The sequence below is a fragment of the Planctomicrobium aquicomposti genome (assembly GCF_051466325.1).
GTDB lineage: Bacteria > Planctomycetota > Planctomycetia > Planctomycetales > Planctomycetaceae > Planctomicrobium.
In genome coordinates, this window is record NZ_CP195792.1 from 2,820,778 (window position 1) to 2,836,812 (window position 16,035).

Consider the following 16,035-nt stretch of genomic DNA (forward strand, 5'->3'; position numbering starts at 1 on the left):
TTTTGCGAGAAAACTCCCATGTCGAACTTCCTGTCACAATCGTGGTTGCTGAGCCGCCGCCATGCCCTCCGGGCGTTTGGCACCTGCATTTCGCTGCCGTTCCTGGAATGTATGGTGCCGCTCCACGCAGCGGAGCAGCAGGTGATGTCACCACGCCGCAGCGCCTTCATCTATCTCGCCAACGGCGTCCATTCTCTGAATTATCAGATCACTTCACCGGGGCGAAATTATGAGTTTTCCAGATCGCTCAAGCCTTTGGAGCAGCACCGCGAGGTCATCACGCCCATTAGCGGCCTGCACCACCCCGGAGGCATCAGCCACCACCATAATTGCATCAAGATCTGGCTGACCGGTGGCTCACTCGGCCCTTCGGACCGCAACACCATTTCCGTCGATCAGAAAATGGCAGAAGTCACCGCACAACACACGCGGTACCCTTCCATGGAGGTCGCGCTCACTCAAGGCTCCCTCGCCTGGACTGCGGACGGTGTGCGACTGCCGGCGTTGCAGCGCTGCAGCGAGATTTTTGCGTCGCTATTCGAGGAGCCCCAAGGGGGCACGGTAGCTCAGCGGAAAGAGCTGCGACGCAAAGCGAGCATCCTTGACGGCAATCTTGCCGAAGTGCGCCGTCTGGAGCAGAAGATGGGTACCACCGACAGAGGACGGCTCGATCAATATCTCACTTCCGTTCGGGAGGCTGAAATCCGCACCCGTCGGGCAGATGCCTGGATCGACACGCCGCTGCCACCCATCTCCAGCGCAGACCGCAGTCGGACCAACCGTGACGTCGTCCCGGCCATGGCGGGAGATTATTTCCGAACGGTCTACGACCTGATCGTACTCGCCTTCCAGACGGATGTGACCCGTGTCGCCACGTTCAGCCTCGGAGGAGAATCAGACGCATTCTCCATCCCGGAGATCGGGATCACGGAGTCACGCCATCAGCTCAGCCATCACGGCGGCGATAGCGTCTACATGGAGAAGCTGACCAACTACGACACATTTGCCGTTGAGCAGTTCAGTTACTTCCTCACCCGCCTGGAGCAGACCAAAGACCTGAACGGCAAGCCGCTGCTGGGCTCAACCATGTCTCTCTTCGGCAGCGGCATGTCGTACGGGCATAGTCACGGCAACGCCAACCTTCCGCTCGTCCTCGCCGGTGGTTCTGACCTCGGCTTGAAACATGGCAGCCATCTCGACTTCAACCAGGGCCACTTCAACGGCTATCAGCTCGACAAGCCAACTGAACACTATCGTCTTTGCAGTCGGCCGGCAGATCCGGATGCCCGGATGAGCAATCTGCTACTCCTGATGGCTCAGAAGATGGGCGTGGAAATCGATTCGTTCGGAGACAGCAACAGGGCAGTTGAATTATGATGCCACTGAATACAGTCTGTCGGCTGGTTTTGCTGTCTGTCGGCATGGCCCTCATCGCTTCTCCTGCGATCGCCGATAACGGACCATTCCGGCCCGAACCGGGGAAATTCCCACCGCTCGAAAAGGCACATGCCTATCGGGGCGAGCTGGTCTTCGTGGACCATGCCAACCGCCGTGGTAGCATCCGCGTGGCAGGGCAAGGCAAGTTTCGTAGAAACGATCCGCATCCGTTTGCCATGCTGCCCTATGGCATGGTGCGCTATCACGGAGCGCCGGCGGACCTGCGGGACATCCCGCTCGGCACCATTCTGTATGTCCATGCTTTTCTCCCGCCTGATCCGACCACTTCCGTTGTCCCCATCCTGCCGGTGAACAGTAAGGAGAAGGACGCGAATCACTCACGAGGCGCTGGCATCTTCCCCGCCGAAAACCACGTCCTGCTTCTGGAAGATGAGACCAGCTACTGCCAACGTCATGAACTCGTCTGGAAGTTGAAGGAGATCGAAATCAGCAACCGGGAGGGCACGATCCTCGCCAGCCGTGAATCGCGTCCAGGGGGGAACGGCCGGTCTGATGAGGAGACGTTCACCTTCGATGCAGCCACGCGCGTCTGGCGAGGTCGAGAATTCCTCCGCATCGAAGATCTCATCACCGAAGGAACCTGGCCCGCCCAAGGAAAGAAGTCACTGGATCGCCAATCCGTCATGCTCGGCATCACCTGGAAGGCAACGCCCGGCAGTGTCTTCACGCGTTTTCACATCTCGGACATCTGGGTTGACGATGTTGCCTTGCAGGCCGCCGCTGAGCATCAGAACGAGGTGCACAAGGCTTTCATGCGCTGCCGCTGGATGCCTGGCTGGGTCGATGCCGTCGAATACGAAAAGTTCGGTCGCGCCACGGTGACCGTGACCTTGTTCGGCGGGATGGATTCCTCGCTCTATGCTGATTTCAAAGCCGGCGGCAGCGGGCTGATGAATGGCGCGGAGAGCACGCTGAAGCATGCCGAAGGCGGCACCGCCGGACCGACTCAAATGGCCGCCCGAGGCACCTTTCTTCAAGTCAACAGGTCGACCGAGAAAGTCCCTCTCGGCAGCAGCGGCATTCAGATTCGTTTCGAAACCGATCTCATTACCGAAGGCATTCGCCCGACGCGTATTGTTCGCATCCGTCCGGCTGACTGGCCCGATATCCATCTGCCACGAGAAGAATATTTCATCCACGGTGCCTCCAGCATTAACGAGCGTTTCCCCACTCCAGATATTTTCCCGAAATACTGAGAGGCAATCCGGAAAGTGATCTTGCTGTAAATCCGTGTTTGGGATGAAGTTCCTGCGTGGTCTTGGATGACTCGTTTGGTTGATGAGCAAAGGAATGCCCCATGCTGACACGCAAGCCTTATCCCAGTGATCTTTCGGATGCTCAGTGGGAACTGATTTCGCATCTCATTCCTCCCCCCAAGCTTGGTGGTCGTCCGCGGGGTGTGAATCTGCGGGAAGTGATCAACGCTCTGCTGTCTCTGGAACGCAGTGGTTGTCAGTGGGACATGTTGCCGCACGATCTCCCTCCTTGCAGCAGCGTGTTCGAATCCTTCTCCACCTGGAGGGATGACGGCACCTGGAAACTGATGGTGGAGGTGCTGCGAGAAGGGGGGCGAGAGTCTTTGGCTCAGCAGCGGGAACCGACTCCCAGTGCCGGCAGCATCGACTCTCCAACCGTGAAAACAACGGAACGAGGCGGCGTGCGAGGGTTCGATGGAGCCAGGAAAATCACAGGCCGCAAGCGGAATCTGGCAGTTGACACACTGGGCCTGCTACTGGCCATTGTCGTGACCAGTGCCGCAGTGGATGATGCGAAAGCAGCTCCCCAGCTCCTCAGCCAGTTAAGCCAGAGCGAGTTTCCCCGTCCGGCGGGTGATCTGGGCGGACAGCAAGTCTCACAATCACGCTCTACATCACTGGAAATCGCAACAACCTGACTGACAGTGGCGGTTGGAGATCGTGAGTCGTCCCACTGGTTAAACGGTGTTCATTCTGCTGCCCAAACGCTGAGTGGTGGAACGAACGTTCGCCTGGCTGGGACGATCCCGACGGCTGAGCAAGCATTATGGACGCACAACCACATCCAGTGAGGCGATGATCCAGCTCAGTTGCATTCATCAGATGCTCAAACGCCTGGAGCCCAAAGGGACGCACCCACCGTTGAAATACAGACTTGTGACATAAAATAGCTTCTCGGATAGCCTCTGAAACGGACAACGGGATCAACACTCACGACAAGGTGGGAACGCAGCCTGTTCGTGGAAGCCGCGCTCCGGGTGCTGGCCTACTCCCTGCGGCGTTAGGACAAATGCAACAACCCAAGGTCCTTTCAACAGGGCAATCGAGAGTCAAAAATCCTGCTGGAGAGAGTCCACCAAGTCACCTTTGACCCTTTTGGTCTGCCTTTGAAAACCTGATCCAGATGGTATGAAGGTTTCCAGCGGCCCCGGAGGGGGCGAAGGAGACCTTGAATGACGACGAAGCGAAGGAAGCGGCATACGCCCGAGCAGATTGTCAAGAAGCTGCGGGACGCCGAAGCGATGCTGAACGCCGGCCAGGACGAAGCTGCGGTACTGCAGGCTCTGGAGATCAGTTGGGCGACGTACCTGCGGTGGAAGAACCAGTACGGCGGAATGAAGTCCGAGGAGGCCAGGCGCCTCAAGCAACTGGAAGACGAGAACAAGCATCTCAAGGAAGTGGTCGCTGAGCTGACCTTGGACAACCGGATGCTGAAGCATCTTCAGCAGGGAAACTGGTAAGCCCTTCTCGAAAGCGAGCCGCTGTGAAGGAACTGCAGCAGACGTTCGAGGTGTCGGAGCGCAGGGCCTGCGAAGTGGTTGATCAACCGCGCAGCAGCCAGCGTTACGAGTCACAGCCTCGGAGTGATGAAGGCCCCATGACCAGACGGATGCGGGAACTGGTGGGGCGTCGTCCCCGGTTCGGGTACCGCCGGATCGGGAGTCTGTTGCGGAACGAAGGGTGGCGGGCCAGCGATACGCGGGTGTATCGCTTGTGGCGTCGGGAAGGGCTGAAAGTGCCGAGAAAGCGGCGGAAACGCCGCGGCCTGGGAGTCAGCGAGAACGGCTGCCAGCGCCGGAAGGCCGAGCACCAGGACCACACGTGGTGCTGGGACTTCGTGTTCGACCGGACAGCGAACGGGAGTCCACTGAAGTGGCTGAGCATAGTGGATGAGTACACCCGGGAGTGCCTGGCGCTCAAGGTGGCCCGGAGCCTGACCAGCGAAGATGTGATCGACACGCTGGCGGAGTTGTTTGCAATGCGGGGCGTGCCCCAGGCCATTCGTAGCGACAATGGGCCGGAGTTCGTGTCCAAAGCGATTCGGGGCTGGCTGGGCCGACTGAAGATCCAGTCGCTGTCCATTGCTCCGGGAAGTCCCTGGGAGAACGGTTACGCGGAGAGCTTCCACAGCCGGTTGCGAGACGAGTTCCTGGGGCTGGAAGAATTCGAGAGCCTGTCGGCAGCAAAGCGTCTGACCGAGGCGTGGAGAGAGGATTATAACCATCACCGACCGCACAGCTCACTGGGGTATGCGACCCCGGCCGAGTACGCGGCCCAGTGCTCGGGGACGGTCCCCGGCGCGGCCCGCTGTGCCAGCTGCGTTCGGCCTACGGCCTCACTCCGCCGGCACAGCGGAGATTCCCCAAACAAACCTTCATAGCACCTGGTACAGAAATTTGACGCAGATCAGTAGTCGAATGGCGTCACCTTGGCTGCCGGGGTGTGATGGACTTGACCGCCAATATTTCCCTCGCGCACCTTGCCATACGGCCCTCCTGCTGGGCCGCATCCGCCGGTGTTGTGCACCAGAATGGCATCTGGTCCGACGGCGAAGGAGTGGTGTTCTTCGATCGTCAGGTTGCTGACGGGGAACAGTTCCTGGCACGTCTGCTCGGTCTTGAGCACCCGGCGCTGTCTGCCGTCCTGGCCGATCAGGATATCGCCCGCGAACAGCTGATGGGAGTTGACCCAGCGGCCCGGCAGCGAAAGTCCTTGATCCTCCTTCTCTCCCAGTTCCCGGGGTGTCTCCCGTTCGTGGAGATTGTAACCCGACACCACCCAGAACGGATGATAGGCTGTTGTTTGGATCTCCCCGTGATCCGTGGTCAGAGTGACCAGTGGGCCATTGTGCAGGGTGCCTTGGCGTCCCCAGGTGGGTTACATATTCAGGCGGCATTGGTAGGATCAGCTTGGCTCCGTCGCTGCACGGCAGCAAAATCTTGGGACCCAGGATTCATTCACTCAACTTTAATGCACGGCTTTGGATCTCTCCGGAAAGTGGCCGAAAACGAGAATCCCCCCCCCCCCGCAAGCGTTGCTCATTTTGTGAAATCATCCGGGAAGTCGTCGCTCCATTTGGTGAACAGTATCTCCAAATTGTCATCATTATTAATTAAGCGAACAGTGCTGTCGCTGAATGACAAATCGAGATGATCGTCGCCAATAATAACCGACTTTAATATGTCCCCGGACAACTCATCGATAGTGCGTAATTCCAGCTCTTTGCTGACTGGTGGCAAGCAACCTTTGCGAATCGCGATGCCGCCCGCTCCCGAGCAAGAAAGAGCGAAGATGGGTCCATCGCTAAACTCAATACTTAAAATAATTGGTCGTGGCTTGCCTTGGCCCTTCCAAGACTCAATTAGCACTTGCTGAACAGTGCTTCCAGTTCGACGAGAGAATTTCTGCTGAAGATTACGGAGTGTCATTGTATGGGGGTCGCGTTGTTAAATCGTTTGTTCTTGATTCCGTCAATGAGCAATGTCACAAAATCACCAGCTGGCGTTGTCACGACCACATCATTTCCACGACGGAAGAAAAGCACTGGTCCCTCGCTCCCGTTGGGCCCTTGTCCTCGAAACATTCCGCTCCGCACTTCATCAGCATTCTCGAAGATACGCTGAATGCGACTTCGAAGCTGATACCGGACGCGAGGGTCTGATGGATCTAGCTTCAAATCTCTAGCACGCCTAGAGACCTTTTCGCCAAACTGCTTGCTTGAGATATTTAGTTGACCTGGTACTTTTTCTCCCCCACATCCGCCGGTGTTGTGCACCAGAATGGCATCCGGCCCGACGGCGAAGGAGTGGTGCTCTTCGATCGTCAGGTTGCTGACGGGGAACAGTTCCTGGCACGTCTGCTCGGTCTTGAGCACCCGGCGCTGTCTGCCGTCCTGGCCGATCAGGATATCGACACTGGTATGCTGTCGATGTCTTCGAATTCTGCCAAGACAACCTGTCTTGCATCACTTCCATTGCCACCACCCCTTCTTTGTCTTTTTTAGATTATGAGCTGCTATTGCATCGCTCACCTCTTTCCAGTTCTCGGCATGTAACCAAACCGAAACAACACAGTCGCCTCGCAAGGAGGCGATACAATTTTTGGCGAATTCGATTGCAACATCAGATGGGGTTTGTGGATTACCAGTGCAGAACCAGCCTGTGGAAGCGTCGTAGTAACATGGTTCAGGCCGATCCATGACTAGTCCTTGACCAGCTCCCTTAAGATAGTCTTGGTAGTTAGTGGAATATATTCGACATCGAACCAAATTAGTTGGCGGATGAAGTTGTGACTGGCTCCAAGAAAAAAACGGGGAGTATCCACTAACGCCTCGCCATTGACCATCAAGTAAATCTATTTCGATTTCAGCAATGCTAAAAATATTCCAAGACACCTCTAGTTGATTTGGGTTGCTATTATAATAAAATCGGAATGACAGGTCATTTATTACGTAAATAATCTGGCCATCGGTGGGAAATTTGCTCAGATCATAACGCACTGCGTCGTTCACTATTTCTTTCTCCCTTTGAATAGAAAATGAATTTGTCCCGATGAATTCATTGCTAATTCAAAAATTCCTTTACGCCCCTGGAACGATCCAGCCGCGTCCCATCGTAATGCGTTGGCGGCATTTCCAGGGTCAGCTTTCCCTGGGAATCCTCGTGCTATCATGTCTACAAATGCTCGGGAATTCTGACAAGGACGATCTAGATGGCTTGCAACTGTTCCGGTAAATGTAACCGCTCCACCAGTTATTAAGTGGTATTCGATTGCCGCCTGGGTCGGTAATTCAGCCAATCCTACTGTTCCAATCTGGGTAATTCCCAGAGTGGCTCCAAACTCAAGTGCGACGGCACCAACTCCTGCGATGATTCCAGTGACAATTGCTCCTTGTTGCACCCAGCGAAGAGCATTATCTTTCCAATCGACAGCGGAGTCAGCTCTGCCGGCCTTCCAGGGATTCAGGTATTCAGAATAGGTCGGCCTCCCGCCATTCGGTCCAGCCAGCTTGTCCCAGTCGGGCCCTGGGACGTTGTTGGCCGGGCCGGGGCCGAGCTGGCCGCCATACGATTCATGAATCGACCCCCAGTGCGCCAGCTGAGCATCCCAGTCCCTGGATTTGTCGGCCAGCATGCTATCGACTGTGCCACCAATGCCAGTAAACCCCCTAACTTAAATGTCCGGTGCGTCTTCAAGTCGATCCTTGAGTGCGCCAAGCGCTTTTTGCATTGAATAGATTACTTCTTCACATTTTAACTGCAATATCTGGTCACCCGGAACAAATATGTCTGCCATGTACACTCCATTCTCCCTGTAAATCTCTGCCCACTGGCCTCCATCAACTACAAAAATCTGGGCAACAAGTTCATCTCGCTCTGGAGGACTGGCGATCATAATTTCAATTGTTTTATTCATGATAATCTCAAGCTAGTGTAGGTTTTCGCCAAAGTGGCTAAACTGCCACTGGCTTCCATCCCATTTATAGATTACGCCACTTCCGTCAGGCCTGCTAAATTGCAATACTGTCTCGCCAGGTCGCCCAGAGCGCTGTTTGATAAGTTTAGATGGAACATTAAGTATATCAGCTAATATTTCTTGTGCCTGTTGATTGATGTTTTCTGGGTTGCCTGTTGGTGCTGGGAACATTGAACTTCCAGGTCTTTTTCCCGTTGCATGCTTTGTGAGTGTGATCTGCGTCAAATTTCTGTACCAGGTGCTATGAAGGTTTGTTTGGGGAATCTCCGCTGTGCCGGCGGAGTGAGGCCGTAGGCCGAACGCAGCTGGCACAGCGGGCCGCGCCGGGGACCGTCCCCGAGCACTGGGCCGCGTACTCGGCCGGGGTCGCATACCCCAGTGAGCTGTGCGGTCGGTGATGGTTATAATCCTCTCTCCACGCCTCGGTCAGACGCTTTGCTGCCGACAGGCTCTCGAATTCTTCCAGCCCCAGGAACTCGTCTCGCAACCGGCTGTGGAAGCTCTCCGCGTAACCGTTCTCCCAGGGACTTCCCGGAGCAATGGACAGCGACTGGATCTTCAGTCGGCCCAGCCAGCCCCGAATCGCTTTGGACACGAACTCCGGCCCATTGTCGCTACGAATGGCCTGGGGCACGCCCCGCATTGCAAACAACTCCGCCAGCGTGTCGATCACATCTTCGCTGGTCAGGCTCCGGGCCACCTTGAGCGCCAGGCACTCCCGGGTGTACTCATCCACTATGCTCAGCCACTTCAGTGGACTCCCGTTCGCTGTCCGGTCGAACACGAAGTCCCAGCACCACGTGTGGTCCTGGTGCTCGGCCTTCCGGCGCTGGCAGCCGTTCTCGCTGACTCCCAGGCCGCGGCGTTTCCGCCGCTTTCTCGGCACTTTCAGCCCTTCCCGACGCCACAAGCGATACACCCGCGTATCGCTGGCCCGCCACCCTTCGTTCCGCAACAGACTCCCGATCCGGCGGTACCCGAACCGGGGACGACGCCCCACCAGTTCCCGCATCCGTCTGGTCATGGGGCCTTCATCACTCCGAGGCTGTGACTCGTAACGCTGGCTGCTGCGCGGTTGATCAACCACTTCGCAGGCCCTGCGCTCCGACACCTCGAACGTCTGCTGCAGTTCCTTCACAGCGGCTCGCTTTCGAGAAGGGCTTACCAGTTTCCCTGCTGAAGATGCTTCAGCATCCGGTTGTCCAAGGTCAGCTCAGCGACCACTTCCTTGAGATGCTTGTTCTCGTCTTCCAGTTGCTTGAGGCGCCTGGCCTCCTCGGACTTCATTCCGCCGTACTGGTTCTTCCACCGCAGGTACGTCGCCCAACTGATCTCCAGAGCCTGCAGTACCGCAGCTTCGTCCTGGCCGGCGTTCAGCATCGCTTCGGCGTCCCGCAGCTTCTTGACAATCTGCTCGGGCGTATGCCGCTTCCTTCGCTTCGTCGTCATTCAAGGTCTCCTTCGCCCCCTCCGGGGCCGCTGGAAACCTTCATACCATCTGGATCAGGTTTTCAAAGGCAGACCACTTTCACTCGCGATCATCGCGACTTTCTTCAGTCTCGTGAGGTTCATTTCGGCCCCGTGCTCGCTTCCTTCCGCAACGAGCGGCAACTGGTGGAGCGAATCGACACCGAGCTGTTGTTTGGGTGATATTCTCGTCCTACTGCAGCAGGACGGCCCGCCCTGCACCACCTCCCTCCATTCGGCTTGAGTGAGAGCAGGTTGCTCTTTCCAGTACCTGCGAAGCAAGTGTTTCGTCGAGTGAAATGCTGCCTTCCGCGTGGCGAGGACGCGGCGGTCAAAAGTCAAAATGCTTTATTTGTGCCTGACCGTGCGGGAGACACGCTGCATCAGACGGCCGGTCACCTCAAACGCTGGAACGATTCCCAAGAATCCCAGGGTGATCCCCAGGCCATATTCGAAAAGAACGACAACCCATCCCCCAAGCCAGAACCACATCGCATCCTCGACGGCACCTTCTCCGCTCGTGCTGACGAGATGAACGCTGTGGACAAACGACGCAATAGTCGAGGACTGGCCCAGGTGTGCAAGCGAGTCGGGATGGGTTTCGGCCGCATTCCTTACACTGTACCTTGCGGCGACCAAGTATCTCCTTAAGTTGCGGACTGCTCACGGGGACGGATCGGTTACACTCGTGGGGATCACTCGTTGGCCCGGTGTCGGGTTGCGGACTGCTCACGGGGACGGATCGGTTACACTGTGTTGATTGTCGAGGAGACACTGCCGCAGTTGCGGACTGCTCACGGGGACGGATCGGTTACACTGGAAAAATCGCAGGACCGCGCTACGCAAGAGTTGCGGACTGCTCACGGGGACGGATCGGTTACACTGGCGGGGGTTTTCTGACACACGTGAAAAGAGTTGCGGACTGCTCACGGGGACGGATCGGTTACACTCAGGTCACTCTCGACCAAATCGAGCGCCGAGTTGCGGACTGCTCACGGGGACGGATCGGTTACACTGGCGATAATTCTCCTGCAGTCCCATTTCCAGTTGCGGACTGCTCACGGGGACGGATCGGTTACACTAAAGATTCATGTTGGTGTTCATCCCAGCTGGTTGCGGACTGCTCACGGGGACGGATCGGTTACACTACTCCTGCCCGAAACTGGGCTCGTGTCACGCGTTGCGGCTGACACGGGCTTAAAAAAGCAGCATTTGATCTGGTGTGGGAGGGCATGGTTTGCGGATTTTCCCAAAGAAGATTCGCATTTTTTCAAACTGACGATCCGTCACGGAAAGGATTCGTACCTCACCGTCAGGGGGAAGACTGCGCTCAACTCGTCGATAATGGACGTCTGCAGCCTCCTCGCTGACACAATGACGCCCATAGACCGAGTACTGCATCATCACGAACCCATCAGACAGCAAGAACTTGCGGAACCGCATGTAGTTCTTACGAGCCGCCTTGGTGTCGGTAGGCAGATCGAACATTGTGACTAGCCACATGCTGCGGTAGCTGCTGATTTGCATCGTACAGGAATGGTGAGAAGCTTGGATTCCTTGTTGGCCACTGCCACCAAGGACGCGACATATCGCTGAACTGCAACAGAAAGCGGGCCAGAAACATCTCCTGTCAGAACTTCCTCCGAAAGCAGACCCAGAAGTGCAGCTTTTACGGGCTGATTGAGTTCCGTTTCACCGGCCATTGCGAGAGCACGAACGCGGGCATCAACAATCGGTCTCAGCGGTTCGATCAGATCATCCGCGAGGCAGAAGGCATTTGCCCGGTGCGAATGTTGCAAGCCGATCGCTGGATGGAAGCCGCTGCTGCTGATGGCTCTGGCCAGAGCAGCTCGCAGAATGGCGTAACCATAGTTCAAAAGTGAATTGAGGCCGGTCCCATCGGGATCGCGCCGAAACGGATTTTGTGGCTGGCTGGCCTCGGAGGATTCCGTTAGCCACGCTGACCAATAAAATCTGGCTGCGAGAGCTTCACGATTCCCTTGATCTCCGGATCGGACCCGGTCGGCCAATTGTCGCAGACGTCTGGAGGTTGCACTCTCTCTGCCGAGGTTTTCTGCCTGGGCCACAATTTTCGCCCGCACCAACTGTTGCCACAAGCGTTTTCGAGTCGGGAGTGACATGGAGAGCTGTGCACGCAACCGGAGAACAATCTGTGTGTGATCGCTGACGGGGAGAAGCATTCCACAAGGAAGGTGGTTGGAACCGCAGATCACGAGTACAGCATCGTGCCGGGTCAGTTCCGCAAGCGCTGCATGCGTATATGTGGTCTGGGGATGATCGACGATGACCACTCCCAGATCCTCACACGGAACCGAGGCCAGTAAATTGCCATCGCGTTTCAGCTGCAACTGACCGAGGGTGGCGCACACGTGCGCCGGCTCGCGGGAGATTTCGAGCATTCGTTTCAGCATCGGATGTGCAGAAGGGCGGAGGTAACGACCACTGCCTCCCTGCCCATGCAGTAGCGAACTGCTCCAGACGCTGGGTATATTCTGCCCGCTTAGAGGACGAATTGCACGAAAATTCAGTCGTTGGCGTTGCGGATTCGGCCTAAAGAATCGACGGTCACTTTAGCTGCATCAAGCGTATTGGGACGTGCGCGATAAGCTTTACAGTCTTTGCTCATTCTGGCATCGCTATGTGATACAAACACCATTTGCTCGGTGGTCGACGATGCCGTTCTGAAAACGAAGAGATCCTCCCGCCCACCGATGTTTGCGGAGATCATCTCCCCCCAACTCAGGGAAAAGAGGAATTTTGCCTCGGGAATGTCAGGGTGCTTGCGGGATACCAGCGGCTCCTTACGACGTGCCCTTTGTGTCGCTTCCATCATCGTGACGGCATGAAGAATTCGTTTCGGCTTCTTGCCTTTCGCGGCGGGAAGCTCGAATATCGAGATGTGGTGGGTGTTACCAGGTTTCACGCAGGCCGATCCGTGACGAATCGGTGTAATGGTGGAATCCCGTTTGACCAGCCGAACTTTGCGGATGACCGAGGGTTGTAAACTGGTTCGACCGGCTTTGCGTGTCAACAGCAGGGGTTCCTTCCAGACATCCTTCGGGATCTTGGCCTCTTTTTCTCCGGGCTTCAGGTTGAATGTGGCTAGTCGTTCTAAAACAAGACTTTTCACTTGAGGATCACGAATATCGTCGACCATCGCCAGAGTCAGGTCTTCAAGCCGTTTACGCACAACGTAGATTCCCTCTTTCTCAATCCAGCTCCGGGCATGGGGACGGCTCTTCACTTTCGGATTCGATCGCTGAGGCTTGGAGGTCGCGCCGTAGATCGTCTCTTCATGAAGGGCGCCCGAGAGATCGCGGACGGCTTTATGAGAGACCTTGATCCCGGCGACCACGGTTTCCACGTCGTCACGAAAAGTTCTCCAGGGGGGATCCAACTGCTCGTCCGTCCCGCGCACTCTCGCCAGCATCTGAAGTGTTGAGCGGTTCGTCAGGGCAATGACAATCGCGTCCACAGCATGGTGGCGATGATCGTCCCGGTTCTTTTTGAAGTTCAGTCCATCATCGTGGAGGACACCGTTCATCCCCCACATGTGTCGCAGCTCGGCAGTACATTGCCCCTTCACCGGGACAACGTCTACGCCTTCGAGATGCCGCAGCAAGTCCACAACCTGAGTGGTAATGTAGGCTGTGTCCGTCAACTGCCGGTTCAGAAACTGGGCGAGGATGACATCCCTCGTTTGCAGCTTGACCCGCTTACGATTTCGGATGTCCTGCGGAAGATTCCGGGCACGCTGGAGAATCGACTCGTATTTTGCCGGATTGGACTCGCCAACCCATTCCCACACTGTCTGATTTCTCTTGTCATGGTTTTCCGAGCGAAAGGCGAGCACCTTGTTCATTAAGGAATCGTCGAGGCTGCGGGAATAGGGGAGGATGTGGTCAACGTCCACTTCGCTACTGAAGAGCTGATTTGGTGAGATCATTCGCGGCGGAAAGGAATAGGCGCATGATTCCCCTTGTTCATCCCAGAGCAGGTAGCGTTCGATATTTCCGCGCGTCGGTGAGAAACCTCGCTCGCGGATAAAATCGGCCGCCTTGCGGCGACGGGCTTCCTGCAACCGCATCCGCTCAATCTGTTCCTGCCGCCGGGCTGCCGTCCCCTGAACCTCGCGGGCCAATTCTACATGAATCGCCCCGGGCATGCCCCACTCCCGAATGGCAGCGTGCACCACTCGCCGAACCTCATACAATGCCTGCTTCACCAGAGGATTCACGATTTTCTCTGAAGGCAGGGGAAGCTGATTTCCCTTATTTCCCTGCTTCTGGTCCGGTCGCAAATAGCCCGCCAGTCCGATCGCACTCGGTGCCCCATCCCGGGACATCATGCGATGTCCCGCTTCCAGATGGGGCAACAACTTCTGAATTGCCGCCCGACTGTAGGAAGCGTAGCCGCGCACGATCGCTGTGAGATCGAGATCAGCCAGCTTTCGGGCCAGGTCTTCGTCACAGCCCCACTCGGTGGTCGCCATTCGCAGGATCTCCGGCTCTTCATCATCGAGAATGGAACGAACGATGGCGTTCTTCTCTTGTTCAGATTTCTTCTTCCATGCTGCGGCGAACAACTTTTTTCCTGCCAGTGCCGCATCGATCGGCATGCCGTCGAGCTTCGTCCGTTTCCCCGCTTCGAGATTAAAGCCGTTCCCCTCCAGCAGGGAGAGGTGCTTGCGAATCTGATCGAATGTCGCTTCCTTTTTATCTGATAAGTACGCAATCAGCTTCTGTCGCTCTTCGGGTTCCAGTTCACGTGGTTCCCCTGACTGCGGAATGACCCTGAGATTATTGACTTCGTTCAACAGTCGAAATCTTTGAGCAAGCCGGTCAGCGCGCTCACAGCGTTTCTCGCGCGGTTCCAGTTCACAACGTCCGATGACAGACTTGGGCCAATATAAGGAACGCTGAAAAAACAACAGACCGTGAAAGCCGAACTCCGCAAGAAAAGTCACGCCTCCGGCCCGCTTTCTGGGAAGGGGCTCTTTCGGATAAGTCTGTTCTCCCTGCCTTCCGAACTTCAACTGGTCCGTCAGTAAGTCGGGATAAAATCGCTGCTGTGATTCCCAGATCTGTTCAAATTCTTTTAGGAACATTTCGCGGTGAGTGTGCCGGCCACGAACACGCAGCCCCCGTCCCGCTGCCGGGTCCTGAGTTCGTAAGCGGTGAAAATATTCTCCCAATGTTCGCGAGCCGGACTTGACGATGTCATCCTGGAGTTGGCTGATTTCCTGCAGCGTCTCGGAATTTTCTTTGGCTCTCCCGCGGTCCGCTTTGCGGTTGGAGAGAAAACCACGCCGCTGGTTGAGGTGCATGAAGACGCGGGCGAGTTCCGGCAGCGTCAGTTGTTCATCCAGCGCTTTGGCCCGCAGTGCCAGTGGATCGGCCTGAATTAATCCCGGTGAAGTTTCGTCGTTCCACCAGCCGCACTCCCGGACCGCCTGTCTGAGCAGGGCTTTACGTCGGGCACGTCGAGCAATCTGCCGACGATGCCCTCGGGCAGTCCGTCGCTGCACATTCTTGGACTTCTCTGTCCCCGTCGTGTCCCGATCTACCCCTTCCGGAAAGACCCGAACCCCGGCACCATGAAATCGTCCGCCGTCCAGATCAATCGCTGCCCAGCCGACCGAGTTGGAACCGATATCGAGGCCCAAAATGTAAGCCATCTTATTTGCCCTCCGTAATTGAGATATGATTTTGTCCTGAATTTCCAGAAAAAACAACTGACATGTTGATACAAGGGCTCATACGCGTTCAAATATGCCATCGCCTCACGTTTGGCGAATCGAGAAGACGGCTTTCAATGGTACCACTTTTGAGCCGATGCATCAGCTTCCAAAACTGATGCGGGGGGCCTCCAAAATCCCTTCTTCAAGATAGTTGATTTTCCTCAGAAATTGCGTGACGACGAAACTCGAGAGGGCTCATAGTTGCGGACTGCTCACGGACACGGATCGGTTCCGTCTTTAGGAGTGTGGTCTGTTGCTAAGAGTGTGGAAAATTTGCAAGGATTCATCATTATACTGATTGAAAAGCTATCAGTTGTAGTGTAGACTTCACTCAGTGTAACCGATCCGTGCCCGTGAGTCTTTCCGCAACAAAGACTAAACATTCGCAGGCACTGCCCTACGGGGCATCCAGAGCCGCAACCGAGAGGTGGCGGCTTTTTTTGTTTGGTCTGCGACGTTTCTCCGTCGTCGCAAGTGCTCCTCTCCCCGGGGCCAGTTGATGGTCATTTGGGTGAGAGCGGCATGACCCCTTCGGTTCCGTAGGTCTTCCAACGTTTCAGGTGATAAAACGCAGGTTGTCGACGGAAGTCGTTGGTGGCAAAGAGTGTTACAAGAGGG

12 protein-coding genes, 2 pseudogenes and 1 CRISPR repeat array are annotated in these 16,035 nt (G+C 56.2%); of the genes and pseudogenes, 4 read left to right on the plus strand and 10 right to left on the minus strand.

Features of this window, described 5'->3' with window-relative positions:
- Positions 1-18 precede the first annotated feature (18 nt).
- The 4 genes and pseudogenes from SH664x_RS10935 to SH664x_RS10950 all read left to right on the plus strand — a co-directional run.
- Entirely contained in the window at positions 19-1,377 is a 1,359-nt protein-coding gene (locus SH664x_RS10935; protein WP_437200864.1) for a DUF1552 domain-containing protein, read from the plus strand.
- 44 nt (positions 1,378-1,421) lie between these two features.
- Positions 1,422-2,654: a hypothetical protein gene (locus SH664x_RS10940; RefSeq protein ID WP_437200866.1), complete on the plus strand. Its 1,233-nt coding sequence runs from the start codon at positions 1,422-1,424 to the stop codon at positions 2,652-2,654.
- A gap of 101 nt (positions 2,655-2,755) precedes the next feature.
- On the plus strand, positions 2,756-3,352 hold the full coding sequence (locus SH664x_RS10945) for an IS5 family transposase (protein WP_437200867.1): 597 nt from the start codon (positions 2,756-2,758) through the stop codon (positions 3,350-3,352).
- Positions 3,353-3,886: 534 nt separating this feature from the next.
- Positions 3,887-4,986: pseudogene (locus SH664x_RS10950) on the plus strand (IS3 family transposase); the annotation flags it as partial.
- A 134-nt stretch (positions 4,987-5,120) separates the two neighbouring features.
- On the opposite strand, the gene SH664x_RS10955 reads toward SH664x_RS10950, so the two are convergent.
- The 10 genes and pseudogenes from SH664x_RS10955 to cas9 all read right to left on the minus strand — a co-directional run bounded on the left by SH664x_RS10955 (position 5,121) and on the right by cas9 (position 15,354).
- Positions 5,121-5,489 carry a hypothetical protein gene (locus tag SH664x_RS10955; protein WP_437200869.1) on the minus strand — a complete coding sequence of 123 codons (369 nt, stop codon included), beginning with the start codon at positions 5,487-5,489 and terminating at the stop codon, positions 5,121-5,123.
- A 263-nt stretch (positions 5,490-5,752) separates the two neighbouring features.
- Positions 5,753-6,142 carry a hypothetical protein gene (locus SH664x_RS10960; protein ID WP_437200871.1) on the minus strand — a complete coding sequence of 130 codons (390 nt, stop codon included), beginning with the start codon at positions 6,140-6,142 and terminating at the stop codon, positions 5,753-5,755.
- Positions 6,139-6,588 (minus strand): hypothetical protein, encoded by a 450-nt coding sequence (locus SH664x_RS10965; RefSeq protein WP_437200872.1) that lies wholly within the window; start codon positions 6,586-6,588, stop codon positions 6,139-6,141. Before SH664x_RS10965 ends, SH664x_RS10960 begins: the two co-directional genes overlap by 4 nt.
- Before the next feature lie 90 nt (positions 6,589-6,678).
- Positions 6,679-7,224 (minus strand): hypothetical protein, encoded by a 546-nt coding sequence (locus SH664x_RS10970; protein ID WP_437200874.1) that lies wholly within the window; start codon positions 7,222-7,224, stop codon positions 6,679-6,681.
- On the minus strand, positions 7,224-7,847 hold the full coding sequence (locus SH664x_RS10975) for a hypothetical protein (protein ID WP_437200875.1): 624 nt from the start codon (positions 7,845-7,847) through the stop codon (positions 7,224-7,226). The genes SH664x_RS10970 and SH664x_RS10975 overlap by 1 nt, the downstream gene beginning before the upstream one ends.
- 39 nt (positions 7,848-7,886) lie before the next feature.
- The gene (locus SH664x_RS10980; protein WP_437200877.1) at positions 7,887-8,129 is read right to left on the minus strand and encodes a hypothetical protein; all 243 of its coding nucleotides are present in this window, start codon (positions 8,127-8,129) and stop codon (positions 7,887-7,889) included.
- A 409-nt stretch (positions 8,130-8,538) separates the two neighbouring features.
- Positions 8,539-9,638 (minus strand): annotated as a pseudogene (locus SH664x_RS10985) (IS3 family transposase); the annotation flags it as partial.
- Between the two features lie 669 nt (positions 9,639-10,307).
- Positions 10,308-10,804: direct repeats of the CRISPR family, unit length 36 nt; unit sequence GTTGCGGACTGCTCACGGGGACGGATCGGTTACACT.
- Between the two features lie 49 nt (positions 10,805-10,853).
- A complete protein-coding gene (gene cas2, locus SH664x_RS10990; protein WP_437200878.1) occupies positions 10,854-11,159 on the minus strand; it encodes a CRISPR-associated endonuclease Cas2 in 306 nt (101 codons plus the stop codon).
- Positions 11,150-12,088, minus strand: a complete 939-nt coding sequence (cas1, locus tag SH664x_RS10995; RefSeq protein ID WP_437200880.1) for a type II CRISPR-associated endonuclease Cas1 — start codon at positions 12,086-12,088, stop codon at positions 11,150-11,152. The genes cas2 and cas1 overlap by 10 nt, the downstream gene beginning before the upstream one ends.
- Before the next feature lie 113 nt (positions 12,089-12,201).
- Positions 12,202-15,354 (minus strand): type II CRISPR RNA-guided endonuclease Cas9, encoded by a 3,153-nt coding sequence (gene cas9, locus SH664x_RS11000; protein ID WP_437200882.1) that lies wholly within the window; start codon positions 15,352-15,354, stop codon positions 12,202-12,204.
- Positions 15,355-16,035 lie beyond the last annotated feature (681 nt).

Bases quoted from the DNA above. Each gene is read 5' to 3' on its own strand.
- SH664x_RS10935 (WP_437200864.1), top strand. From the start codon at position 19: ATGTCGAACTTCCTGTCACAATCGTGGTTGCTGAGCCGCCGCCATGCC.
- cas9 (WP_437200882.1), bottom strand. From the start codon at position 15,354: ATGGCTTACATTTTGGGCCTCGATATCGGTTCCAACTCGGTCGGCTGG.
- SH664x_RS10980 (WP_437200877.1), bottom strand. From the start codon at position 8,129: ATGAATAAAACAATTGAAATTATGATCGCCAGTCCTCCAGAGCGAGAT.
- SH664x_RS10975 (WP_437200875.1), bottom strand. From the start codon at position 7,847: ATGCTGGCCGACAAATCCAGGGACTGGGATGCTCAGCTGGCGCACTGG.
- SH664x_RS10945 (WP_437200867.1), top strand. From the start codon at position 2,756: ATGCTGACACGCAAGCCTTATCCCAGTGATCTTTCGGATGCTCAGTGG.
- cas1 (WP_437200880.1), bottom strand. From the start codon at position 12,088: ATGCTGAAACGAATGCTCGAAATCTCCCGCGAGCCGGCGCACGTGTGC.
- cas2 (WP_437200878.1), bottom strand. From the start codon at position 11,159: ATGTGGCTAGTCACAATGTTCGATCTGCCTACCGACACCAAGGCGGCT.
- SH664x_RS10940 (WP_437200866.1), top strand. From the start codon at position 1,422: ATGGCCCTCATCGCTTCTCCTGCGATCGCCGATAACGGACCATTCCGG.
- SH664x_RS10960 (WP_437200871.1), bottom strand. From the start codon at position 6,142: ATGACACTCCGTAATCTTCAGCAGAAATTCTCTCGTCGAACTGGAAGC.